The following is a 22,303-nucleotide window of genomic DNA, read 5'->3' on the forward strand; positions in this document are numbered from 1 at the left end:
AGATGGAAGCGTCGTAACTCTCATCTTGTACCGGCCAGGACCCCTACATGTTGTGCCACCCCGAGCCTGGCTCTGCGGTCAGCTACGCACTCCGAAACGCGAAGAGCCCGTAATCGCCGCGATGGGCCACGCTCATCCGCGTACATGAGGGCCAACATTCGGGGAGGTGGAATCAGGGCCGGGATGCCGCGGCGCACGACCGCGGCACTCCCCCGACGAATGGCGGGGAACCCTGGTGCAGCCGAAGGGCATGCCGTATAAACCTCACCATGCGACTCCTTTCGCCCCGAAAATGTCCCGAGTCGACCATCATCGCCCTGTTCGCCCTGTTCGCGGCGCTGTCCGCGTTGGCTCCCATGCTGGTTCCACCGCTGGCTCCGGCCGGTTTCGCGGCCACCGGTTCCCCCGAGGTCCCGTCGTTCGCCGAGCGCGCCGAACGCCTCGGGGTTCCCGGTGGCGCGGTCGCGTACCTCGACGACGGGGCAGTCACCCGCACCGAGGTTTTCGGCGCCGACGGCGAGGGCCACCCCGTCGACGCGGCGACGCCGATGCTCTGGGGCTCGGTGTCTAAACCCGTGGCGGCCGCCGTCGTGAAGCACCTGGCCGACGAGGGCACGCTCGACCCGGCTGCTTCGGCGGATTCGTACGTGCCCGACGCGCCGAATGTACCGGTCAGCGCGCTGCTCGACCACACATCCGGCCTGGGGTTCGGGGCGGGTCACCTCGACGTCGACCGTCCCGACGCAACCGCAATGGACGTCGTCGGCGGCATGTCCGGCGAGACGGGTGAATCGGGCACGGTCGGCGAGCACGGTTATTCCAGCCTCGGTTACCTGCACCTGCAGGCCGTCATCGAGGCAGCGACCGGCGGGGCCTACGCGGACGCGGTCCGCGCGACGCCGGGGCTGAGCCACGTGGGCGCCTCGGCCGCGGATTGTGCCGACGTCCCCCGCGGCCACCGCCTGGCCGGCCCGTTCGCCTGGGCGATGACCACCGGTTACGACGGCGCCGGCGCCGCCTACGGCTATTCCTGCGGGAGCATCGATGATTTGGCCGGTTTCGCCGTCTCCCAGCTCGGCACCGCCGCCGATGTCGCCGATTCGCTTGCCGACGCCGCCCCGACCGGCTCCCCGAAACAGTTTTACGGGCCGGGCTGGCGCGTGACGAACGAGGACGACGGCCGGGCCACCGTGTGGCACACCGGCACGGTCCCCGGGTACTTTTCCGCCGTGTACCACGACGCGGAATCGGGTGACGGCGCGGTGGTCCTGCTCAACGCGTCGGGGTTCCTGCACGAGGAATCGCTCGCTGCGTTGACCCGCTCCGCATTCGACGAGGCCACGGGGCGGACGGTCACTCCCGTCGAACCGGGCGGCATGGGCGTCATCGTTCCCGCGGTCCTGCTCGGCGTCGCGGCGCTGGTGCTGGTGCTCGGCTGGGTGGGGCGCCGGCGCATGCGGCCGGTCGCGTGGATTCTGCTCACGGTGGTCGTGGTCGCCGCGGCGCTCATCGCCGCTCCCCTGCTGATGGCAGTGCCCCTCCGGTACTTCTGGCTCTGGGAGCCCGGCGTCGTCGTGGCCGCCGCAGCGGTGCCCGTCGCGATGCTCCTCGCGGCGGCGATGGCCACGGCGAGCAGTGGGCGGGACCGCGGCCGCAGTTAGGGTGGTCGGCATGAACGACCTGACCATCGCGCCCGGACCGGGGATCCCCGATGGTCTCGTCATCCCCGCCGCGGATCTCACCGAGCGGTTCGTGAAGTCGTCGGGGCCGGGCGACCAGGGTGTCAACACGACGGACAGCAAGGTTCAGCTGTCCGTCGACGTCGCCGCGTGCGCGTCGCTTTCCGACGCCCAGCGCCGGCGCGTCCTCCGGAATCTCGAAAGCCGACTGGACGGCACCGTGCTCACCGTCGTCGCGTCGACGCAGCGGTCGCAGGTGCGCAATCGGGCGGAAGCACGCGAGCGGATGGCCGCGCTGTTGCGGGAAGCACTGGCCCCGCCGTCTCCTCCGCGACGGAAAACGAAGCCGACGCGCGGCTCCGTTCGGCGCCGGCTCGCCGCGAAGAAGCGACGGTCGGAGCTCAAGTCGACGAGGCGGCGACCCGACGTTTCCTAGGACGCACCACCGAAGATTTTCATACAATTAGCGCCATGCCGAGAACCGACGTGACGTTTCCCTCCGGGCACGACTGTTGCGCCGCATGGCTTTACGTCCCCGGCGATGCACCCGCCCCGGGGCCGATCATCGTGATGGCGCATGGCCTCGGCGGGGTACGCCAGATGCGCCTCGACGCCTTCGCCGAGCGTTTCAGCGCCGCCGGCTACCGATGCCTGGTGTTCGACTACCGGCACTTCGGGGCCAGCGCCGGCGAGCCCCGACAGCCGCTTTCGGTGCGGCGCCAGCTCGAAGATTGGCGATCGGCGATCGCGCACGCGAGGAAACTCGAGGGCGTCGACCCGGACCGCGTGATCCTCTGGGGCACCTCGTTCGGCGGCGGACACGTGATCCGCACGGCGTCGCGCGAACCACGGATTGCGGCGGTGATCGCACAATGCCCGTTCACCGATGGCCTGGCCTCGACGTTCGCGTTGCCGCCTTCGACGTTGGCCAAGGTTTCGCTGCTGGCCGCCCGCGATCTTTTCGCGGCTGCACGACACAAGGAGCCGGTGATGATCCCCGCCTACGGGGAGCCCGGTTCGACCGCGCTCATGACCTCACCCGACTCCGTGGCCGGAATCGAAGCCCTCATTCCCCCGGGGGGACGAAACTTCCGGCGACATCACGGCCCGGTTCGGCGCCGACATCGTGCGCTACTTCCCGGGGCGCGACGCCCGCAAGATCCCGTGCCCGGCGCACTTCGCGGTCTGCGAGAACGACACGCTGGCCCCGCCGGGCCCCACTCTGCGGCATGTGCGGAAGGCCCCGAAGGGCGAAGTGCGAATGCAGCCCGGCGGGCACTTCGACATCTACGTCGGCGATGCCTTCGAGCACAACGTCGCCGAACAGCTGGCCTTTCTCGCACGGCACGTCCCGCCTGCCGTCAACGGGACCTGAACACGCGGCCGACGCTATTCGTCGAAGATCAGCTCGATCGGCTCCGTTTCCCGCAGTTCGTGGTCCCAGACGTAAAAGCGGTCGTCGCCGGGCAGGAGAACGATCGCATTGCCCTCCTGATCCTCGGCGACGGGGACGGCGTCCTGCGGGAATCCGTCAGCCTCGGAACGCCACGTTTCGGTTTCCTTCACCACGTGATTCGCGGACCGGGCGAGGCGGCGGCGGTCGGAATCGTCATACACCGGGTACAGGAACCAGTACCCCTCGTCGGCGTCGTCGATTTCGCCGCCATTCTCCGACATCAGGCGCTGCCGCAAAACGTCCGGGAAGGTGAGCCCCAATGCTTCCTCGGCGGCGCGAATTTGTGATTCATCAACGGGAAAAGCCATGGCGGGAGCATACGTCGCCGTTTAACGCTTCGCATTGCGAAACATCAATCCTCGGGGCACGATTCGAGTGCGGAAGGCTCCACCTGACCCAAGGAGTACCTGACGCTCGCCAACGACGGCATGGTGGAGATGTCCCCCACCGGCGCCGACGTCCCGCTTCTGCACTTCAGCACAAACTTCGAGCTGCTCGGGGCCAAGGACATCGCCCGCCGGTTGGAGATGTTGGCCCAGCCTCCGATGCCGGGACATCCTGCCCCCATCTTGCTAGATTCTGGGTCAAGACCACTTGAACGAAGGAACGGTGCCATGACCACCTCGGCGGAATTGCGCGAGATCTCTGCCGCACATGGGCTCACCTGGCCCGAGGAGTACTTGACGCTCGCCGACGACGGCATGGTGGACATGTCCCCCACCGGCGACGAAGTCCCGCTGCTGCACTTCAGCACGAACTTCGAGCTGCTCGGGGCCAAGGACATCGCCCGCCGGCTGGAGATGTTGGCGGAGCCGGACGATTTCCGGAACATCGATCCCGCCGAGGGCCTGTTGCCCTTCGGGATGGAGCCCGGCGGCAACCTCTATTGCTTCCGTACCGGGGCCGCCGGCGCGGGTCCGGTCCCCGTGGTTCTGCTGCAGAACGATGAGCAGGAGGATGAGCGTCTCGCGCCGGATCTCGCCGGGTTCATTTTCGCGGAGATGGTCGTCGCTTCCGCCGAGTTCTACGACGACGATTACCTGGGTGAGGGCGAGCCCCGTCGTAATGCGGAAGCCTGGCTGCGGTCGCACGAGCCCTACCTGGGGCAGGAGCAGGCCGCGGCGCTCCGCGAACTCTTCGCGCGTCCGCTGATCGTGCGTGACGACGACTCGATGGGGTTCCTCGAATTCTCGGAGGTGGATGAGCTGGTGGACCCGGTTCTGCGGTATCCGGAGCGCCACGAGCCGATTCAGCTCTGGGAGCGCGGGTAGCTCCACCTCCACCGGCCGGTGCGTGCGACTCCCCGACGGTGGCGTTACGCCTCGAGCACGTAGCGCAGGATTTCCACGACCTGGTCGGTGGCCGTGCACCACGCCTGGGCGGCGGCGTCGACTTCCTTGAGCGGGTGGACGATGTCCTCGCCATGAAGCGTGATGTACGGCTTGTCCAGGGCCGCGCAGTAACCGGCGTCGAAGGCGGCGTTCCACTGCTTGTACTGGTCGCCGAAACGCACGACGACCATGTCGGCCTTCTCGATCAGCGTGCGGGTCCGGATGGAGTTGACCTTCGACGACTGGTGGTCGCGCCAGAACCCGGCGGGCGCCTCTCCCAAGTGGTCGCCGGCGGCATCGCTGGCGTCGTGATCGGTGACCGGCGCCGTGAAGACCACGTCCAGTCCGGCGGCCTCGGCGCCGCGCTGGATTTCCTCACGCCAATCGGTGTGGATCTCGCCGGAAAGGTACACGTTGAAGCTCATGGCCTGCTTTCTCCTTACGTCGATGGGCCGGTGAACGGCACCCGCAGCCTACCGGGACGCCAATGGCTAGGGTGGAATGACGACGGTTGATGTAACACCGAAATCAACTCCCACTTGAAGTCCACGCAGGAGGGTTTCACCCATGAACCAGCGACGGCGCGAAGTTTTCGACCTCCCCGACTGGTGGCGCCAAGCCGTCGTCTACCAGATCTATCCCCGCAGTTTCGCCGACGCCAACGCCGACGGGATCGGAGATCTGGCCGGCATCACGTCGCGGGTGGACTATCTGCGGGACCTTGGCATCGACGCCGTGTGGTTGAGCCCGTTCTACCCCTCCGCGCTGGCCGACGGCGGCTACGACGTCGACGACTACCGGGACGTCGACCCGAAGATCGGCACCCTGGACGAGTTCGACGAGATGGTGGCCGCGCTGCATGCGGCGCACATCAAGGTGGTGGTCGACATCGTCCCCAACCATTCGTCGAACCGCCATGAATGGTTCCGCGCCGCCCTGAACTCGCCGAGGGGTTCGAACGAGCGGTCCCGCTACATTTTCCGCGACGGCAAGGGGGAAAACGGCGAGCTGCCGCCCAACGAATGGCAGTCGATCTTCGGTGGCGGCGCATGGGAGCGGATCACCGAACCCGACGGCAGCCCCGGCCAGTGGTACCTCCATCTGTTCGCCAAGGAGCAGCCGGACTTCAACTGGGATCACCCGGACGTGCACGAGGATTTCCTTGAGACCCTTCGGTTCTGGAGCGACCGGGGCGTCGACGGCTTCCGCGTCGACGTGGCGCACGGGTTGAAGAAGAACCTGGACCCGGCCTTCGATGCCCTGGCGGATGTGCTGGGCGGGCGGGAGCTGTTCGTCGACGGGCAACATCCCGTGTGGGACCGCGACGAAGTCCACGAGATCTACAAGGAGTGGCGCGACGTCTTCAATGAGTACGAGCCGCCCCGCACCGCGGTCGCCGAAGCGTGGGTCGCGCCGCACCGGCAGGCACGCTACGCATCCCCCGAGGGCCTCGGCCAGACCTTCAACTTCGACCTGCTGCAGGCGGACTTCCGCGCCGACGAGTTCCACGAGATCATCTCGCGCAACCTCGCGGCGGCCGAAGCCATCGGCGGTTCCACCACGTGGGTGCTTTCCAACCATGACGTGGTGCGCCACGCCTCCCGTTACGGGCTGCCCGGCGGCCAGGAGAGCAAGGGCGCTCCGGGAGCGGGGGCGCCCGCCGGCACCGGCAATGACGGAAAGCAGTGGCTTTTCGACGGCGGGGATCCCGCACAGGTCGATCATGCCCAAGGGTTCCGACGCGCTCGTGCGGCGACGATGTTTCTTCTCGGGCTGCCCGGCTCGGCCTACCTGTATCAGGGCGAGGAGCTGGGCCTGCCGGAGGTGGGTCAGATTCCCGACGAGGATCGTCAGGATCCGGCGTTCTTCCGCAACCGGGATGTCGAGGTCGGCCGTGATGGTTGCCGCGTTCCGCTGCCGTGGAGCAGCCGGGGCCGGTCGTTCGGATTCGGCGACGACGGCTCTCACTTGCCGCAGCCGGACTGGTTCGGCGACTACGCCGTCGAGGTTCAGGATGAAGACCCCGCCTCCACCTTGAACCTCTACCGACGAGCCCTCGAACTGCGCGCTGAGCTGCAGGGCGATGAAACGCTCGAGTGGGAGGACGTCACGGACTCGTCTCTGACGTTCCGCCGGCCGGGTGGATGGCGGGTGGTGCTGAACTTCGGCACCGAACCCATCCCGCTGCCCTCCGGGGAGGTGCTGCTGAGCAGCTCGGAACTTGGCGACGGCGGCCTGCTGCCCGGCGAGACCTGCGCCTGGCTGCGCTGATCGGACGAACCCCCGGCCGACACGGTCGGGGGTTGTCCTTTGCCGGGCCCGGCGAAGCACCCCATCATCGGTTGTTGTCTTTGGCGGACGAAACGCGCCTGGCCTACACGATCAGACGTTGAACTTGAACTCCACAGAGTGTCGGCGCAGTTTAACGCGTGCGAGATTCATTCTTGGACCCAGCCCAGTCGCTGGCGTTAACCTTGCACACAACTACGGCGATGGTCCTGGACGGCCTTGCTGACTGAGCACCCGGCACCTCCATCACAGGCGTTCGTGCTCCCCACATCCTTCGCTCAAGCGGACTGCTATTCCGTAAACCGATGTTGTCACCCCTCCAGGACGGTAGCCTTATCAACCCAGCGAGCCAATAGACTGAAAGCCGCGAGCTGCTCCAACGCGACTTGCTCCTCACCACCGTCGTGTGGAACATGCATCCCGGGATTGCGGATAGCCGCGTACAAGCCCTCTGCAAAGGCGCGGGCACCCCGATGCAGGTTCTCAAACGTCTTACTGCCATCATTTTCCATAAGCCGAAGGCGCGGCACATTACGCTTCGGATCGTGGAGTGAAAACGCCTCGTTGAAAAGTGCTGTTTCAGATACGTCTAGGCGGTTCAGTTTCGCTTGGGTCTCTGCATTGACGCGGATGGCAGCCTGCATCACTGCTTGATGGTAGTGCCCGTGATTCCAGTAACCCTTGCCATTTTCCCACGCCCACGGATGCAGACTGGCTGCGTCTAAGTCTGGCGTGTTCTCTCCGAGCTTTTCAGCGAGTTCAGACCGACGTTCAAGCGCTGTCTTGGCCCGGGCCGCTTGACCCCTCAGCCAGCTATACTCCTTGTCCTGGACCGGGAGTTCTTGTCTCCACCCGGGAAGCACTCGGTCAAGAATCATTTCAACGACATGGGCGCGTGCCGCAGCCTCAGTCGGCGATCCACTCATAACGGTTCCAAGGTAGGCGATGCCCGGGCCCATGTCGGGGACTACCTTCGCTGTGACTTGCAGGAACGCGTCTATCTCATTGATCGCCCACTCGGGGTCCAGCTCGGCCATGCCGCCATTATGACGTATGGGGCTGACATGGCCGGAGAGAACTGGTCTGATACCCCCACCAGAAACACCCCGCATTGTTGCAGGCGCGCTGACGCGCGCCCACAATGGAAACCATGAGCGATCCCAACTTCACGATCCGCCAGATCACCTTCGACTGCCACGATCCCTCAAAGCTCGCCAAGTTTTGGTCCGCCGCAACCGGCTGCGAAATCGCCGCGGATTACGGCGATTTCGTGATGGTTGATTCCACCCCGGCGCTGGGATTTCAGCGCGTTGAGGAACCGACACCTGGGAAAAACCGCATGCACGTCGACGTTGGCGGGGCGGAGCGCGAAACCTTAGTAGAGCGTCTCAAAGGCTTGGGCGCTGCCGAACTAGACACCCACGAAGCACCGGGATTGGTGTGGACCATCATGCAGGACCCAGAGGGCAACGAGTTCTGTGTGGGCAGCCCCAAGGCCTAGCTACACATTGAACCTAAATTCAACCATGTACTCATCGAATTTTTCAATCAGTCGCCGAACAAAATCAGCCCAATTACGGACTAGACCAAGGTTAAGCGCATCGGGCGTTGAACCTCGATGCACAATTTCACCTCGTATTATGACCAGCTCGGAAACCTGTTTCCGCACCGCCGCGTTGGTTTTCTTCTGCCATTTGATTTCCCGCAGCGGGCAGAAACCGAGGATACTTTTGTACAGGCTTTCGACACCGCCAACGCTAGCTGTGTTGAATCCGTAACGGCCGTCCGAATCTCCTTCGATTCGCAATCGAACAAGTTCAAGTACAGCCGATCGCCACGAGTCGCCCACGAACACCCACGGATCACTACTTTGCTCAGCCACCCACGACCGTCACTTTTCCGGCAGCTCATCGGCTTTCTTATTCGCCAAAAGCCATTCAACCGTCTCGATCAGTGATTCTTCGACATAGACCTCCCACGCCGTATAGCAGAGGGATGTACCCGCGCGCAGCAACGGCCCGTAACCTGGCCCCGCGGGCTTTCCCGGCTTAGGGTCCTTCTGTGCGGGATGGTGGTCAAGAAGGGAATTGACATCCTCTAAGAGTTCTTGGGCAGCCTCTAACGCAGTCATATCCCTGACTTCCTTTACTTCTTGTTTCCAGAGGTAGTATTAAATTTGAACTCCACGGTACGTAGTCGCAAAGTTACTCCCTCTCGTTAACACCATCAAAAGGAGTGTTATCCAATGAAAGCGTTCGGCTTCTTAAGCTTCAGGCATTACGCCTTCGGCAGCTAGCGCGGGCCATCTGCGGAAAAGATCGCCAAGACTCATCTGGAGATCACCCAGGCTGCGGACGAAATCGGCGTGAACAACGCGTCCTTCCGAGTCCACCACTTCGCGCTGCAGGCCTCCGCCCCGATGCCGCTGCTGTGTGCTGTCGCGGCCACCACCAAAAATATCGAGGTGGGCACCGGCGGCATCGACATGCGCTAGCGCATATCGGGGTTGTAGCGTTTGAGTCATTGACTCCCGTCGTCTACAAGTACCTACACACTTGATCGGTGCTGCACGTTTCAGGGTCCGGGTGCGCGGCGTCCTGTCTGAGGTCTGCGATAGTGTCGCGCAGCACGGAGAGCTGCGCGATCTGCTGCTCGATCTCAGCGAGGCGCACGTCAAGCAGGTCGCGCACGTGCTCGCAGGGCACATGGCCGCCGTCGCGGATGTCGAGGATCTGGTGGATCTGGGCGAGGGTGAGGCCCGCGGCCTGGCCGCGGTGGACGAAGTCGATCCGAGCGACCGTCTCGGGCGCGTAGTCGCGGTATCCGGACGGCGTGCGCTCGGGCGGGGGCAGAAGGCCCTGTTCCTCGTAGAAGCGAAGGGTCTTCGCGGTAGTGCCCGCCCTCTCGGCGAGTTCTCCGATCCGCATTGCTGTCTCCCTCCGTGGCCGCGCTTGACCTTCCCCTGCACTGGAAGGTCCAGTATGGCTGAGACAGAGCAGAAAGCCAAGAGTTGACAGGAGTAGCGATGCCTACGAAGTACGATCTCGCCATCATCGGATCGGGAGGCGGCGCGTTCGCCGCTGCGATCCGCGCCAGCACGCTCGGGAAATCGGTGGTGATGATCGAGCGCGGGACGCTCGGCGGCACCTGCGTGAACACGGGCTGCGTCCCGTCGAAGGCGCTCATCGCCGCGGCCGGCGCGCGGCACGTCGCCGTCGACGCCGCAACCCGGTTCCCCGGGATCGCGACGACGGCGGATCCCGTCGACATGCCCGCGCTGATCGCTGGGAAGCAAGCGTTAGTGGAGTCGCTGCGCGGCGAGAAGTACGCCGACGTCGCCGACTCCTACGGCTGGCAGGTCCTCCGCGGCGACGCCTCGTTCGTGGGCACCCCTGATGCGCCGGTTCTCGATGTTGCCGGAGCCGACGGAAGCGTCGAGACCATCGAGGCCCACCACTACCTGGTCGCGACTGGTTCTCGCCCGTGGGCACCGCCGATCGACGGCCTGGAGGAGACCGGATACCTGACCTCGACCACGGCGATGGAGCTGACGGAGGTCCCCGAGTCGCTGCTGGTGCTCGGCGGCGGCTACGTCGCCCTGGAGCAGACGCAGCTGTTCGCCCGCCTCGGCTCGCAGGTCACGCTGCTCGTGCGGTCCCGGCTCGCCTCGAAGGAGGAGCCGGAGGTGTCGAAGGCGCTCCAGGAGGTGTTCGCCGACGAGGGCATCCGCGTCGTCAGCCGCGCAGTGCCCACCCGGGTCTCCCGCGGCACGGGAGGCGAGGCCGTCGTGACCGCCGCCTTGTCCGGCGGCTCGCAGGAGTTCCGCGCCGACCAGGTCCTGGTCGCCCTCGGACGCCGTCCCGTCACCGATGGCCTGAACCTCGATGCGGTCGGGGTGAATACCGGAGACTCCGGCGAGGTGGTCGTCTCCGACCGGCTGCAGTCCTCGAACCCGCGGGTCTGGGCCGCGGGCGACGTGACCGGGCACCCCGAGTTCGTCTACGTCGCCGCCGACCACGGCACCCTCGTCGCCGAGAACGCGTTCGCCGACGCCGACCGGTCCGTCGACTACGCCCGCCTGCCGCGGGTGACGTTCACCGAGCCCGCGATCGGCGCGGTCGGGATGACCGAGAAGGACGTCCTCGCCGCGGGGATCCGCTGCGACTGCCGCGTCCTGCCCCTGCACCACGTGCCCCGCGCCTTGGTGAACCGCGACACCCGCGGGTTCATCAAGATCGTCGTGAACGCCGAGACGAAAGAGATCCTCGGCCTGACCGCCGTCGCCAAGGACGCCGGGGAGCTCGCCGCCGCAGGCGTCCACGTGCTCGGCAGGACCGTCGCCGAGGTCGCCAACGCCTGGGCCCCCTACCTGACCATGGCCGAGGGCATCCGGATCGCTGCGAAGGCCTTCACCACCGACCCGTCGCTGCTGTCGTGCTGCGCATGAACGGCAACGCAGGCAATCGGGGAGATCTCATCCTGAAGCAGACGATGAGCGCCGATCAGGACCGCGACGAATGGCGCGCCGGTCCCGTCGTCGCTGCAGTGACCGGGCTGCTCTTGCTGGCATGCTGCGCGCTTCCGTCGCTGCTCTGCTGCGGCCTGCCGTTCATCGCGGCGGGCGGAGCACTCGCAGGCGTCGGTGGGCTCCTCGGTAATCCCTGGATCATCGGTGCCGGGACCGCCGTCGTGATGGCCGTCATGGCGGGGATGCTCGTCAGGCTACGGCGGCGGCACCGGCGCCGCAGGTCCGGCTGCTGCGAAAATCCTTCGACCGCTGATCGGAACCGGTAGTTCGAGCGGATCCAGCGATCACTGCCACCTGCGGAGGCCGCTGAAATCGAAGCCCGACGGGAGAAGGAGGAGCAAAAAGCGTTCGAATCAACCGGTGACGAGGATAATACTGAGGCTGGATCCCGGCCGTCGCGACGCGGTCTCCGCTTCCGCCGAGACGAGAAAGGGTTGTGGGCACCTAGGCTGGGCGGCATGAACGACATGACCATAGCGCCCGGCCCGGGGATCCCCGACGGTGCGGTCATCGCCGCCGATCTCGCGGAGCGTTTCGCGAAATCGTCGACTCCGGGCGGCCAGGGCGTCAACACGACGGACGGCAAAGTCCAGCTTTCCATCGATGTCGCCGAATGCGCATCGCTTACCGACGCCCAGCGTCACCGTGTCTCGCGCAACCTCGAGCACCGCCTAGACGGCTCCGTCTTTACCGTGACTGCGTCGACTCAGCGGTCTGTGTTTCGCTAGTGGTCCTCTCGCTTGCACCTGCGACACAGCCTCGTGCCCCCGGGCCGTAGCGTTCGGGGGAGCACAATAGCCCCAGTCCTCATCACGTCCCGGGATCAAAGAGTTCATCGCAGAGGTTAAGCACTACACGTTGAACTTGAACTCCACGACGTTCCGAAGCTGATTAACGTCCTTTCGGCGCCACAGCTCCCGAGAACCCCGATACTTCCGTTTTGGTCGATGCCGTCAAGGACGCCCACACCCGCGCACTTGCCACAGGCGTCGACATCGTGCCTCCGCTAACGACCGTGGGCTGAGACCAAGGTGCAATCATTCAAAATAGTTGAAGGGAAACCTCTCACGCAGTTGCGGATGGATGCTATTCAGAAGGTCCGAAACTTCCTGCTCGTATTCATCGATCTCCTGCCCCTCGTCAAGCTTCTCCTCCAGCTCCGACAACAGGAACGCCATCCTGACAAAACCAGTGAAGTCGATCTTCAGATCGAGGAAGCTCTCTGGCCCTCCGTACTCCCCCTGGTCGTGGTCGAAAAAGAACACTGTCTTGGTCCGTGCACTCAAGAACCACTCATCGCCCTGCCCCGACTGCCCGATAAGCCACAGATCTTCGGGCAAACCTTCGCCACGTGCTCGCCGATTCCACTCGAGCACCTTCTGATAGCCATACAGAACAATGTCCGGCGTGATACTTACCCCGTCATAACGATGAATGAACTCGGTGTACGTTGCATCGATGTCAGGGATCTTGGCTTTGTTTTTGATGGCGGGATCAAGCTGCTCAAGAGAACTGAAAAGCTCGTTCGGATCAATCAACCTCATGATTTTCCCCTACTCATCCGTGACCGGAGACTGGTCACCGAAAACCAGCTCGGCGGGCTGAACCCCAGTGAGTTCGTGGTTTCAAAGATGGACGGCATCGTCGCCCGACAGCATAACAGGCTCATCCGGATCTGGAGTGCGTAATTAGCGGGAAGTGATATGTCGGGGTGGCACAACATGTAGGGGCCCTGGCCGGTACAAGATGAGAGTTACCACACAACCATCTGACCGAACCAGGACCCTACGATGCAGCCTACGTTCAACCTCGTCGCCGACACCATTTGCCGCACCGCGGAGCTGGGATTAACGATCACCGATGCCGCGGATGCCGGCGAGTTCACGGTCATCAGTGCTCGTCCCATCGACTCCTGCGACAAGTGCCCGGGCTGCGGACACACAGGCCGGCTGCGTGATCACGTCGTGCGCCGGCTGACCGATCTTCCCGTCGTCGGCTTCCCCACCAGGTTGCAGGTACGCGTGCCGCGGTTCCTGTGCCTGAATCAGTCCTGTGCCCAGCGGATCTACCAGGGCGAACTGGCCTGCGCCGAACGCGGGCGCACCGTCACTCGCCGGGTGACCCGCTGGATTCTGCAACGGTTGGCGATCGACAAAATGAGTATCTCCGCCACCGCCAAAGCCCTGGGCTTGGGCTGGGACCTGGTCAACGACCTCGCCCTGGATGCCTGCCGGCACCTGGTCTATGACGACCCCGGCCACCTTGCCGGGGTACGCGTGCTGGGCGTGGACGAGCACGTGTGGAAGCACACCCACCGGGCCGGTGAGCCGGACTCGTTCGTCACCGTGCTCGTCGACATCACCCCCGTCATCGACGGCGCCGGACCGGCCCGGTTGCTGGACATGGTCCCGGGTCGTAGCGCCGCGGTACTGAGCGATTGGCTCGGCCAGCGTGGGCAGGGCTTTCGCGACCGGGTCGAGGTTGTCACGATGGATGGGTTTGCCGGCTACGCCACCGCCACCAAACAGGCCCTGCCGCGGGCGCAGGCGGTGATGGATCCCTTTCACGTGGTGCACCTGGCCGCCGACAAGTTGACCGTGTGCCGGCAGCGCCTGCAGCGGATGACCACCGGGCGGCGGGGCAAGAAAAACGATCCGTTGTATAAGAACCGGAAAACCCTGTTGACCAGGATTGACTTCCTCACTGATCGACAGCATCGGCGACTCGAGCAACTGTGGGCCACCGACGAAGACTACGTGGCTTTGGAGGTGACGTGGTCGGTGTATCAGCAGATCATCGCCGCCTATCAGTACCCGAAGAAAGCCGAGGGCAAGAAGCTGATGCAGAAGGTGATCAGCACGCTGCGTTCATCGACGATGCCGAAGGGGTTAGAGGAGATTAAGCAGCTGGGAAACACGCTGTACCGGCGCCAGAAGGACGTGCTGGCGTATTTCGATATCCGGCGCGTCCAACGGGCCCGTCGAGGCGATCAACGGGCGCCTGGAGCATCTGCGCGGCATCGCTCTGGGGTTCAAGAACCTCGGGCACTACATCTTGCGATCCTTGATCCACTCCGGACAGCTGCACACCAAGATCAACGCACTCTAAATCCTGAAGAGCCGCATAACAAGGGCGGCCCCGGCGAACTCCGGGGCCGCCCTCAAGCGGCCGTTCAGCCGATCAGCCAGAGGCTGAACGACGCACTCGGCTACACGTTGAACTTGAACTCCACCGAATTCCGGCAGATACCAACCTCGGGGTGGAACGTGCGCAACATTCGTGCCCGAAAGCCCCTCAAAACCTAGATGATGCAGAGATCGTCAGGGCGTGCCTGCTGCTCGCGAGGCAGGCAACGACTTCCCCATGATTAAACAGGGGGGTGCGTTCACCCCAGAGCGCGGTCTCCTCCAGCGACAGAAAACCCCATCGCTCATAGAAGCGACGAGTGCGCGCATATCCGGGATCTGGGTGCGAGGCTCCGAGAGTCTTCACCTGCAACAGCCGCACCTCACGGCGAACCGCTTCGTCTTCGACGGCCCTGAGCATTGCCGTGCCGACGCCGGTCCCGTGCACTGACCGGTCGACGACGGTGAGGTGCACTTCAGCGACATGCGGAAAGTGGCGATCGATCAGCGTGACACCGACGACCGCTCCCTCGCTGTTACGGACCGTCCATGTCTCCTTGGAGCGAGCTGCTTCGAAGTACTCCTCATTGGATTGCGGCTGCGCGAACCATTCGGGGACCGTGGCGAGCAACCTCGCGACATCCCCAGGCACCTGCCGGTCGAGCCCGGCAACCCATGCAGTGCTGCTCACGCGACCGCGAGAGGCGTGATAGCAGCGACCTTGTCGCGCAGCACTCGGCGCTCCAAGCGCAGCTCGTAGTTCGACTGCAAGTTCATCCAGAACTCCTCGGACGTCCCGAAGTATCGCGCCAGACGGATCGCCGTATCAGCGGTGATCCCCCGCTTGCCGTGCACGATCTCATTGATCCGGCGCGGCGGCACACCGATGGACACGGCGAGCCTGTTCTGCGTGATCCCGAAGCCCTCGATGAAATCCTCCATCAGGATCTCTCCCGGGTGAATCGGCTCGATCAGGTCGCTCTCAGTGGTAGTCGACGAGTTCGACATTGTCCGCACCTCCCTCTCTCCAGACGAAGCAGAGACGCCATTGCGCGTTGACGCGGATGCTGTGCTGCCCACGTCGGTCGCCGACCAGACGCTCTAGGCGATTGCCAGGCGGAACCCGGAGGTCCTCGAGATCCTTCGCCGCATGGATCAGTTCGAGCTTCCGCAAGGCCGCCCGCTGCACCATCCGGTCGACTCGCTTGACATACTGCTCATGCCAGATGCGCTCGGTGTCCTTGCTGCCGAACGATCTGATCACGTCACCAGTGTATAACGGACACCGTCATTAACGCTATACGTTAAACCGGAACTCCACCACGTCGCCGTCGTGCATGATGTAGTCCTTGCCTTCCTGGCGGACCTTGCCCTTGGCCTTCGCTTCGGCCATGGATCCGGCCTCGACGAGGTCGTCGAAGGAGACGATTTCGGCCTTGATGAAGCCGCGTTCGAAGTCGGTGTGGATCACGCCGGCGGCCTGCGGAGCGGTGGCGCCCTTCGGGATGGTCCAGGCGCGGGACTCCTTCGGGCCGGCGGTCAGGTAGGTCTGCAGGCCGAGGGTGCGGAAGCCGGCGCGGGCCAGGGAGTTCAGGCCCGGTTCGGTCTGGCCGATTTCGGCGAGCAGCTCGTTGCGGGACTCCTCGTCCAGTTCCAGCAGGTCGGACTCGGCCTTGGCGTCGAGGAAGACGCAGTCGGCGGGCTCGACGGCCGACGCCAGCTCGGCGCGCTTGTCCTCGTCGGCCAGCACCTCCTCGTCGGCGTTGAAGACGTAGAGGAACGGCTTGGCGGTGAGCAGGTGCAGCTCGCGCAGCGCCGCCATGTTGACGTCGCCCTGCGCGGCGAAGAGAGTGCGGCCCTCCTCGAGCACGGCGAGCGCGTTCTTGACGGCCTCGACCTCGCCGGCCTTCTCCTTGTCCTTCTTCGCTTCCTTCTCCAGGCGCGGGATGGCCTTCTCGATGGTCTGGATGTCGGCGAGGATCAGCTCGGTTTCGATGACGCCGATGTCGCTGGCGGGGTCGACCTTGCCGTCGACGTGCACGACATCATCGTCGGCGAAGACGCGGACGACCTGGCAGATCGCGTCGGCTTCGCGGATGTTGGCCAGGAACTTGTTGCCCAGGCCCTCGCCTTCCGACGCGCCCTTGACGATGCCGGCGATGTCCACGAAGGACACCGTCGCGGGCAGGATCCGCTCGGAGCCGAAGATCTCGGCGAGCTTCTCCAGCCGCGGGTCCGGCAGCTCGACCACGCCGACGTTGGGCTCGATGGTGGCGAACGGGTAGTTCGCGGCGAGCACGTCATTGCGGGTCAGCGCATTGAACAGGGTTGACTTGCCGACGTTGGGCAGACCGACGATTCCAAGAGTAAGGCTCACGCGCCCCATCCTACGGGCCCGGCTTGGCTTTACGACGATGCGGTCTCCCCTGCTCCCGTCGAGGGACCCGGGATCGGGTGGGCGGCCCGTCGTCAAGCACTGCAACCGGGATGTCGGCGACGCCCGGAAGAGGGGGAAACCACCCACGACGCGACCACCCTAATGTGACGGGGGTTACATTCTCCTGATAGAAACCATATGCTGTGACCATTCGGGGCGCATTCCACCGAACATGTGTCACGAACCTTAAGATCGGCTGATAAAATCCAGCCAATTGTCCACCTGTCACTGGAGACACCATGAGCAACCAGAAGACCGGCGCAGCCGGCACGAAACAGGGCCGGGAGGTGTTCTCGACCCGGGCGGCGTTCATCTTCGCGGCCATCGGCTCCGCCGTGGGTCTGGGCAACATCTGGCGCTTCCCGTACGTCGCCTACGAATCGGGCGGCGGCGCGTTCCTGATCCCCTACCTCGTCGCACTGCTGTCCGCGGGCATCCCCCTGCTGTTCCTCGACTACGCGCTGGGCCACCGCTACCGCGGCTCCGCCCCCAAGGTCTTCCGCCGCATCAAGTCCTGGGCCGAACCGATCGGCTGGATCCAGGTCGGCGTCGCGTTCTTCATCACCATCTACTACGCGGTGATCATTGCCTACGCGGCCCTCTACGCCCTGAAGTCCGTCGGCAAGTCCTGGGGCGAAGACCCCGAAGGCTACTTCTTCGGGGACTTCCTGCAGCTCGACGCCGAGCCCCTGTCTTCCTTCGACTTCGTGCTGCCCATCACCGCCACCCTGCTGCTCGTGTGGCTCGTGGTGATCGGCATCCTCGCCCTCGGCGTGGACAAGGGCATCGGCCGCACCGCAACGTTCTTCATCCCCCTGCTCGCCGTGCTCTTCGTCGGCGTGGTCGTCTACGCCCTCACCCTCGACGGCGCGACCGACGGCCTCAACGCCTTCTTCACCCCGAACTGGGGCGCGCTGGCCGACACGTCGGTGTGGATCGCCGCCTACGGCCAGATCTTCTTCTCCCTGTCCATCGCCTTCGGCATCATGCTGACCTACGCGTCCTACCTCAAGCCCCGCTCGAACCTCTCCGGTTCGGCGCTGGTCGCCGGCTTCGCCAACTCCTCCTTCGAGGTCCTCGCCGGCGTCGGCGTCTTCGCCGCCCTCGGCTTCATGGCCGCGCAGACCGGCGTCGGCGTCGAGGAAGTCGTCACCGGCGGCATCGGCCTGGCGTTCGTCGCGTTCCCCGCCGTCATCTCCGAGATGAGCCCCGTCATCGGCCCGATCTTCGGCGTCCTGTTCTTCCTGTCGCTGGCCATCGCCGGCCTGACCTCCCTGGTGTCGCTGGTCGAGGTCGTCATCTCCGCCGTCCAGGACAAGCTGAACCTGCCGCGCGTTGCCGCCGTGCTCTCCGTCGGCGGCGTCATGGCGCTGATCTCCATGCTCCTCTTCCCGACCACGTCGGGCCTGGTGACCCTGGACATCGTGGACAAGTTCACCAACAACGTCGGCATCGTCGGCGTCGCAATCGTCAGCCTCATCACGCTGGGCTGGGTCCTGCGCCGCGGCGACGAAATCGCCAACCACATCAACGCCGTGTCGTCGTTCCGCGCCGGCCCCCTGTGGAAGGTCTGCACCTTCATCCTCACCCCGATCGTGCTGGCCATCACCCTCTTCAACGAGCTGCGCGGCCTGTTCGCCGAAAACTACGAGGGCTACTCCAACGCCCAGATCAACGTGTTCGGTTGGGGCGTCATCGCCTTCATCGTCGTGATGGCGTTCGTGCTCAGCGCCCTGCCGTGGGGCGGCACCCAATCCCTGTCGGGCCCGCCCGGCTCGGACTTCGGCGTCCCCGTCGGGCTCCGCACCGGCAAGAACGGCAACCCGGGCAACTCGCTGGTCAACGGTGGCCACCTGCCCGCCGCGTCGTCGACTGAATCCACCAACGACCGTTACGGAGAGAGGTAGCGCCATGTCCGGAATCGCAATCATCATGATGGTTCTGTTCATCGTCATCATCTGGGGCGGATTCGTCACCGCGTTGGTGAGCCTGTCCAACAACCCCGACCACAGCAGCGGCGATCTCGGCAACCATCCCAACACCACCGACGAGGATCTCGCCGCCCTCGAGCAGCAGTAACCCTCGCCCACCAGGCAGGAGTCGCCCAACGTCCGCTCGGACCGAGTCGAACCTCCTCCCCGGGATTCGGTGGCCGCAAGCCACGCGGGTCGGCCGCACGTGCCAATCAGCATGTGCCGCCGGCCCGCCGCCGTTTCCGGGGTGCACGGGACGCAAGGTGCCAAGCGGGGCACGGACGTGCGGGGCCCGAAGCATGTGATGCCCCCTTCCCGGCAACGCACATTCCCCGCCCAACCCAACGACAACACGGCCGGGTTGCCGCGCCAAACGGGCCGTTGCCCCATAATGGCGGTGTGAGTAACGACGAAAAACGCGGAGATTCGCTCTCCCGCGACGACCGCGACATGATCGACGAGTTCATCGGCGCCGAACCCCTGCGCGCGGACGAAGCGCTGTCCGTGCCGGAGGACGAACTCGGCCCCACCGCCGGATCCGCCGATAACAAGGACCGCGAAGAGGAACGCGACGCGTTGATGTCCGAGTCCGACGAGGAGTTCGTCGACCGGGCCGACGTCATCGGCGAAGGCGCCCGCTGGTTCGCCGGCTGGTGCCTGCGCTTCCTCATCGTCTGTGCGGCGCTGTTCGTCGCCTTCACCGCGCTGGGCAAGGTGTGGGCCGGACTACTGCCGGTGCTGTTGGCGCTCATCGTGGCGACGGTGCTCGGCCCGCCGGCCGCGTTCCTGATCCGCCACAAGTGGCCCGACGCCCTCGCCGCGATCGTTTCGCTGCTGGGCGCGATCGGCATCGTCAGCGGCGTCATCGCGCTCATCGCGCCGACGGTGCGGGCCCAGCTGCCGACGCTGAAGGACCAGTTCACGCAGGGCATCCTCGAGCTGCAGAATCTGGTCCAGGGCCCGCCGTTCAACGTCAAGGACGAGCAGCTGCTCGACCTTCTCGACGAGGCGACGTCGTGGCTGCAGGAGCGCTCGGGTGACATCGCCAACACGGTCTTCCAGGGCATCAGCGTCGTCGGCAGCGCCACGATCACCTTGGTGGTCATGCTGGTGCTGACGTTCTTCTTCATCAAGGACGGCCGCCACTTCCTGCCGTGGCTGCGTTCCATCGCGGGCCGCCGCCTGGGCTGGCACCTCACCGAGGTGCTCACCCGGTCCTGGAACACGCTGGGCGGATTCATCCGCACGCAGGCCGTGGTGTCCATGATCGATGCGGTGTTCATCGGTTTGGGCCTGTGGCTTCTCGACGTCCCGCTGGCGTTGGTGATCGCCGTGATCACCTTCTTCGCCGGCTTCATCCCCATCGTCGGTGCCTTCACCGCGGGCTTCATCGCCGTGGTCGTCGCACTGGTGGCCAACGGCTTCACCACGGCGATCCTGGCGCTGGTCCTCATCATCGTGGTCCAGCAGGTGGAGGGCAACATCCTGTCCCCGATGCTGCAGTCGAAGGCGATGAACCTCCACGCGGCGATCGTCCTGCTGTCCGTGACGCTCGGAGGCACGCTGTTCGGCATCACCGGCGCGTTCCTTGCCGTGCCCGTCGCCGCGGTGCTCGCCGTGTGGCTGCGCTACCTCGGCGACCTGACGGACCTGCGCACGGGCGACAAGACCGCCGCGGACATCCAGTTCGCCACCGAAGCCGGATCCATTTCCGGTCTGCGGACGGAGGCCGCCGGCAAGGCGATGCGCGACCATCTCATGGCCCTGCGCCTCGGCGGGGGCTCGAAGGACGACGAGTCCGGCGCCGCCGATGGCACGGTCGCGGCGCCCGCGGGGAACGACGCCACCGGCGCAGGGTCCGCCGCCTCGGCGACCGCCCGGGCGAACGCGTCGTCGTCAAGCAGCGACGAAGGCCCCACCACGCGCGCCTTCAACCGCATCACCAGCGCGGTGACGGAGCGGTTCCGCAAACGCTGACTCGATTTCCGCGCCCGACATCCCCCCGCCCGCGATTCCCCTCGCCCGACACACCGCGCCTCCGTCTCACCGCAGAGGCCAAACGGTAAGGTCTGGACCGTGTCCGATACCTCAACCCGCGCCAACCCGAACGCCACCCGACGTTCGGGACCGTGGCGACTGCCCATCTGGGCGCCGCCGCTGCTGATCCTGCTGGCGGGGCTCATCGGCATCCTCGGCGGGCTGCCCACCGGCAACATCGGCCTGCCGTACCTTCTTGCCTTCGCGGCGGCGGCGATCGTCGGCACGGCGCTGGTCGATCCCCGCGGGCTGGTCGTGACCGTCGCGCAGCAGCCGCTGCTGTTCACCATCGTCACACCGGTCGTCACGTGGCTGATCGCCTCATGGTCGGATCCCTCCGTCGGCGGTACCACTGGCTCGACGCCGACGAAAACCAGGCTGATCACCGCCGCATACCCGATCGTCCAGTACTTCCCGTGGATGGCGCTGATCCCGCTGATCTGCACGGCGATCGCCATCTGGCGATACCTGGACATCACGCGCGTCAACGCGAAGACGGACAAGGAAACCCGCCGCGAAAACGCCCGCGTGCACAAGGCCGAGGAGGCCACCACCGTGTCGGCCACCCGCGCACGCAAACGGGTCGCCGAATCGGATGCGCGCGTGCGGCATGCACGGGGCAAGGATCCTTCACGACGACCCGCCTCCGAAATCATCCAGGCCGCCGAAGAAAGGCGCCGCCGGGCTGCGGAGCGTGCCCGAGCCGCCCAGGAAGCCCGCCGTGCGCAAAAACCGGCCCCCGCTCCTGCCGCGGAGCGCCGTGGTCCGGCGCGTCCGACCGAGCAGGAGGCGGAGCAGCAACGTCCGGTCCGCCGCCGGGATCCCCGCGCGGAACAGCGGATGATGGAACAGCGCGCCGCCGCCGGCCGCCCCGCCCCGCGCCGCGCCGATGAGTGGCGTGGCGACGAGCGCCGTGCAGGCCGCCCCGCCGATGAGCGTCGTTCCGATGGCCGTCGTGTCGACGAGCGTCGTGTCGAGGGGCGCCCCGCCGATGAGCGTCGTTCCGATGGCCGTCGTGTCGACGAGCGTCGTGTCGAGGGGCGCCGTGCCGGCCGCCCCGTCGACGACCGTGCCGCAGCTCATGCCGGCCGCCGGGACATCCAGCGCGCCGCCCGCCGCAGCGAGGATCCCCGCCGTGTCCGGCGCGATGCCCGCGACGATCGCGGCGTGCGCGAGTACCGCTTCGACGACCGCCGTTCGGCGCCCCGTGGTGACCGTCGCGGCGCCCCTCGGGACGACCGCCGCATGGCTCCCCGACGGGACGATGTCCGACGCGATGATGCCCGCCGCGAAGACCGATACCGGGATGGTGCGCGTTACGACGGTCGTCGTGAAGCACACCCGGAACGCCGACGCGTGCGGGAATGGCCGCCGCGCCACGAACGCCCGCGGCACTCGCGCGACGACCTCCGCCGCGACTGATTCACCGGCCGGCTCTCCGATATTCC

At 65.6% G+C, this 22,303-nt stretch carries 22 protein-coding genes and 4 pseudogenes; 15 read left to right on the forward strand and 11 right to left on the reverse strand.

Going from position 1 to position 22,303, the window contains the following annotated elements:
• Positions 1-269: 269 nt before the first annotated feature.
• The 3 genes and pseudogenes from CFREN_RS09355 to CFREN_RS09365 all read left to right on the forward strand — a co-directional run bounded on the left by CFREN_RS09355 (position 270) and on the right by CFREN_RS09365 (position 3,054).
• The gene (locus CFREN_RS09355) at positions 270-1,661 is read left to right on the forward strand and encodes a serine hydrolase domain-containing protein (RefSeq protein WP_209652343.1); all 1,392 of its coding nucleotides are present in this window, start codon (positions 270-272) and stop codon (positions 1,659-1,661) included.
• A gap of 10 nt (positions 1,662-1,671) precedes the next feature.
• Positions 1,672-2,115, forward strand: coding sequence for an alternative ribosome rescue aminoacyl-tRNA hydrolase ArfB (arfB, locus tag CFREN_RS09360; protein WP_209652341.1), 444 nt, complete (start codon positions 1,672-1,674; stop codon positions 2,113-2,115).
• A 35-nt stretch (positions 2,116-2,150) separates the two neighbouring features.
• Positions 2,151-3,054 (forward strand): annotated as a pseudogene (locus tag CFREN_RS09365) (alpha/beta hydrolase).
• Between the two features lie 14 nt (positions 3,055-3,068).
• Here CFREN_RS09365 and CFREN_RS09370 read toward each other — a convergent pair.
• Positions 3,069-3,443: an SMI1/KNR4 family protein gene (locus CFREN_RS09370; protein WP_209652339.1), complete on the reverse strand. Its 375-nt coding sequence runs from the start codon at positions 3,441-3,443 to the stop codon at positions 3,069-3,071.
• A 306-nt stretch (positions 3,444-3,749) separates the two neighbouring features.
• On the opposite strand from CFREN_RS09370, the gene CFREN_RS09375 reads away from it, so the two are divergent.
• Positions 3,750-4,406 carry an SMI1/KNR4 family protein gene (locus CFREN_RS09375; RefSeq protein WP_209652337.1) on the forward strand — a complete coding sequence of 219 codons (657 nt, stop codon included), beginning with the start codon at positions 3,750-3,752 and terminating at the stop codon, positions 4,404-4,406.
• 44 nt (positions 4,407-4,450) lie between these two features.
• Here CFREN_RS09375 and CFREN_RS09380 read toward each other — a convergent pair whose 3' ends face one another.
• Positions 4,451-4,891 (reverse strand): YtoQ family protein, encoded by a 441-nt coding sequence (locus tag CFREN_RS09380; RefSeq protein WP_209652335.1) that lies wholly within the window; start codon positions 4,889-4,891, stop codon positions 4,451-4,453.
• 142 nt (positions 4,892-5,033) lie between these two features.
• Between CFREN_RS09380 and CFREN_RS09385 the strand changes: the two genes are divergently transcribed.
• A complete protein-coding gene (locus CFREN_RS09385; RefSeq protein ID WP_209652333.1) occupies positions 5,034-6,737 on the forward strand; it encodes a glycoside hydrolase family 13 protein in 1,704 nt (567 codons plus the stop codon).
• Between the two features lie 329 nt (positions 6,738-7,066).
• Here the strand turns inward: CFREN_RS09385 and CFREN_RS09390 are convergent, their stop codons facing one another.
• Positions 7,067-7,792: a TIGR02391 family protein gene (locus CFREN_RS09390; protein WP_209652331.1), complete on the reverse strand. Its 726-nt coding sequence runs from the start codon at positions 7,790-7,792 to the stop codon at positions 7,067-7,069.
• Positions 7,793-7,905: 113 nt separating this feature from the next.
• Between CFREN_RS09390 and CFREN_RS09395 the strand changes: the two genes are divergently transcribed.
• Positions 7,906-8,256, forward strand: coding sequence for a VOC family protein (locus CFREN_RS09395; protein ID WP_342356252.1), 351 nt, complete (start codon positions 7,906-7,908; stop codon positions 8,254-8,256).
• Here CFREN_RS09395 and CFREN_RS09400 read toward each other — a convergent pair whose 3' ends face one another.
• Both CFREN_RS09400 and CFREN_RS09405 read right to left on the reverse strand, forming a co-directional pair.
• Positions 8,257-8,637: a HEPN domain-containing protein gene (locus CFREN_RS09400; RefSeq protein WP_209652327.1), complete on the reverse strand. Its 381-nt coding sequence runs from the start codon at positions 8,635-8,637 to the stop codon at positions 8,257-8,259.
• A gap of 9 nt (positions 8,638-8,646) precedes the next feature.
• Positions 8,647-8,886 carry a hypothetical protein gene (locus CFREN_RS09405; RefSeq protein ID WP_209652326.1) on the reverse strand — a complete coding sequence of 80 codons (240 nt, stop codon included), beginning with the start codon at positions 8,884-8,886 and terminating at the stop codon, positions 8,647-8,649.
• A gap of 114 nt (positions 8,887-9,000) precedes the next feature.
• Between CFREN_RS09405 and CFREN_RS12840 the strand changes: the two are divergent.
• Positions 9,001-9,246 (forward strand): annotated as a pseudogene (locus CFREN_RS12840) (LLM class flavin-dependent oxidoreductase); the annotation flags it as partial.
• Between the two features lie 46 nt (positions 9,247-9,292).
• On the opposite strand, the gene CFREN_RS09415 reads toward CFREN_RS12840, so the two are convergent.
• On the reverse strand, positions 9,293-9,682 hold the full coding sequence (locus CFREN_RS09415) for a heavy metal-responsive transcriptional regulator (protein WP_209652323.1): 390 nt from the start codon (positions 9,680-9,682) through the stop codon (positions 9,293-9,295).
• A gap of 98 nt (positions 9,683-9,780) precedes the next feature.
• Between CFREN_RS09415 and merA the strand changes: the two genes are divergently transcribed.
• The 3 genes and pseudogenes from merA (at position 9,781) to CFREN_RS09430 (ending at position 12,131) form a co-directional block, all read left to right on the forward strand.
• Positions 9,781-11,202: a mercury(II) reductase gene (merA, locus tag CFREN_RS09420; RefSeq protein ID WP_209652321.1), complete on the forward strand. Its 1,422-nt coding sequence runs from the start codon at positions 9,781-9,783 to the stop codon at positions 11,200-11,202.
• Positions 11,199-11,549, forward strand: a complete 351-nt coding sequence (gene merT, locus CFREN_RS09425; protein ID WP_005293255.1) for a mercuric ion transporter MerT — start codon at positions 11,199-11,201, stop codon at positions 11,547-11,549. The genes merA and merT overlap by 4 nt, the downstream gene beginning before the upstream one ends.
• A 192-nt stretch (positions 11,550-11,741) precedes the next feature.
• Positions 11,742-12,131, forward strand: a pseudogene (locus tag CFREN_RS09430) (peptide chain release factor I).
• A gap of 189 nt (positions 12,132-12,320) precedes the next feature.
• On the opposite strand, the gene CFREN_RS09435 reads toward CFREN_RS09430, so the two are convergent.
• Positions 12,321-12,821 carry a hypothetical protein gene (locus CFREN_RS09435; RefSeq protein ID WP_209652317.1) on the reverse strand — a complete coding sequence of 167 codons (501 nt, stop codon included), beginning with the start codon at positions 12,819-12,821 and terminating at the stop codon, positions 12,321-12,323.
• 252 nt (positions 12,822-13,073) lie between these two features.
• On the opposite strand from CFREN_RS09435, the pseudogene CFREN_RS09440 reads away from it, so the two are divergent.
• Positions 13,074-14,391 (forward strand): annotated as a pseudogene (locus CFREN_RS09440) (ISL3 family transposase).
• Positions 14,392-14,577: 186 nt separating this feature from the next.
• On the opposite strand, the gene CFREN_RS09445 reads toward CFREN_RS09440, so the two are convergent.
• From CFREN_RS09445 to ychF, 4 genes are read right to left on the reverse strand one after another with little or no spacing between them, the layout of a single operon-like run.
• A complete protein-coding gene (locus CFREN_RS09445; protein WP_209652315.1) occupies positions 14,578-15,099 on the reverse strand; it encodes a GNAT family N-acetyltransferase in 522 nt (173 codons plus the stop codon).
• Positions 15,096-15,416 (reverse strand): HigA family addiction module antitoxin, encoded by a 321-nt coding sequence (locus CFREN_RS09450; protein WP_070522483.1) that lies wholly within the window; start codon positions 15,414-15,416, stop codon positions 15,096-15,098. The genes CFREN_RS09445 and CFREN_RS09450 overlap by 4 nt, the downstream gene beginning before the upstream one ends.
• Entirely contained in the window at positions 15,391-15,672 is a 282-nt protein-coding gene (locus tag CFREN_RS09455) for a type II toxin-antitoxin system RelE/ParE family toxin (protein WP_070522480.1), read from the reverse strand. The genes CFREN_RS09450 and CFREN_RS09455 overlap by 26 nt, the downstream gene beginning before the upstream one ends.
• Before the next feature lie 33 nt (positions 15,673-15,705).
• Positions 15,706-16,785, reverse strand: a complete 1,080-nt coding sequence (gene ychF / locus CFREN_RS09460; RefSeq protein WP_209652313.1) for a redox-regulated ATPase YchF — start codon at positions 16,783-16,785, stop codon at positions 15,706-15,708.
• Positions 16,786-17,084: 299 nt separating this feature from the next.
• Here ychF and CFREN_RS09465 point away from each other — a divergent pair, with 299 nt between their 5' ends.
• The 4 genes from CFREN_RS09465 to CFREN_RS09480 all read left to right on the forward strand — a co-directional run bounded on the left by CFREN_RS09465 (position 17,085) and on the right by CFREN_RS09480 (position 22,277).
• Positions 17,085-18,752, forward strand: coding sequence for a sodium-dependent transporter (locus CFREN_RS09465; protein WP_083291557.1), 1,668 nt, complete (start codon positions 17,085-17,087; stop codon positions 18,750-18,752).
• Positions 18,753-18,756: 4 nt separating this feature from the next.
• Positions 18,757-18,924, forward strand: a complete 168-nt coding sequence (gene metS / locus CFREN_RS09470; RefSeq protein WP_070522474.1) for a methionine/alanine import NSS transporter subunit MetS — start codon at positions 18,757-18,759, stop codon at positions 18,922-18,924.
• A 344-nt stretch (positions 18,925-19,268) separates the two neighbouring features.
• Positions 19,269-20,795: an AI-2E family transporter gene (locus CFREN_RS09475; RefSeq protein WP_209654565.1), complete on the forward strand. Its 1,527-nt coding sequence runs from the start codon at positions 19,269-19,271 to the stop codon at positions 20,793-20,795.
• A gap of 99 nt (positions 20,796-20,894) precedes the next feature.
• Positions 20,895-22,277, forward strand: coding sequence for a DUF6542 domain-containing protein (locus CFREN_RS09480; RefSeq protein ID WP_209652311.1), 1,383 nt, complete (start codon positions 20,895-20,897; stop codon positions 22,275-22,277).
• Positions 22,278-22,303 lie beyond the last annotated feature (26 nt).

This window comes from Corynebacterium freneyi (genome assembly GCF_030408835.1).
Classification (GTDB): domain Bacteria; phylum Actinomycetota; class Actinomycetes; order Mycobacteriales; family Mycobacteriaceae; genus Corynebacterium; species Corynebacterium freneyi.

Bases quoted from the DNA above. Each gene is read 5' to 3' on its own strand.
- arfB (WP_209652341.1), top strand. From the start codon at position 1,672: ATGAACGACCTGACCATCGCGCCCGGACCGGGGATCCCCGATGGTCTC.
- CFREN_RS09355 (WP_209652343.1), top strand. From the start codon at position 270: ATGCGACTCCTTTCGCCCCGAAAATGTCCCGAGTCGACCATCATCGCC.
- CFREN_RS09370 (WP_209652339.1), bottom strand. From the start codon at position 3,443: ATGGCTTTTCCCGTTGATGAATCACAAATTCGCGCCGCCGAGGAAGCA.
- CFREN_RS09375 (WP_209652337.1), top strand. From the start codon at position 3,750: ATGACCACCTCGGCGGAATTGCGCGAGATCTCTGCCGCACATGGGCTC.
- CFREN_RS09405 (WP_209652326.1), bottom strand. From the start codon at position 8,886: ATGACTGCGTTAGAGGCTGCCCAAGAACTCTTAGAGGATGTCAATTCC.
- CFREN_RS09385 (WP_209652333.1), top strand. From the start codon at position 5,034: ATGAACCAGCGACGGCGCGAAGTTTTCGACCTCCCCGACTGGTGGCGC.
- CFREN_RS09395 (WP_342356252.1), top strand. From the start codon at position 7,906: ATGAGCGATCCCAACTTCACGATCCGCCAGATCACCTTCGACTGCCAC.
- CFREN_RS09475 (WP_209654565.1), top strand. From the start codon at position 19,269: ATGATCGACGAGTTCATCGGCGCCGAACCCCTGCGCGCGGACGAAGCG.
- CFREN_RS09450 (WP_070522483.1), bottom strand. From the start codon at position 15,416: ATGTCGAACTCGTCGACTACCACTGAGAGCGACCTGATCGAGCCGATT.
- metS (WP_070522474.1), top strand. From the start codon at position 18,757: ATGTCCGGAATCGCAATCATCATGATGGTTCTGTTCATCGTCATCATC.
- merT (WP_005293255.1), top strand. From the start codon at position 11,199: ATGAACGGCAACGCAGGCAATCGGGGAGATCTCATCCTGAAGCAGACG.
- CFREN_RS09415 (WP_209652323.1), bottom strand. From the start codon at position 9,682: ATGCGGATCGGAGAACTCGCCGAGAGGGCGGGCACTACCGCGAAGACC.
- CFREN_RS09465 (WP_083291557.1), top strand. From the start codon at position 17,085: ATGAGCAACCAGAAGACCGGCGCAGCCGGCACGAAACAGGGCCGGGAG.
- merA (WP_209652321.1), top strand. From the start codon at position 9,781: ATGCCTACGAAGTACGATCTCGCCATCATCGGATCGGGAGGCGGCGCG.
- CFREN_RS09390 (WP_209652331.1), bottom strand. From the start codon at position 7,792: ATGGCCGAGCTGGACCCCGAGTGGGCGATCAATGAGATAGACGCGTTC.
- CFREN_RS09380 (WP_209652335.1), bottom strand. From the start codon at position 4,891: ATGAGCTTCAACGTGTACCTTTCCGGCGAGATCCACACCGATTGGCGT.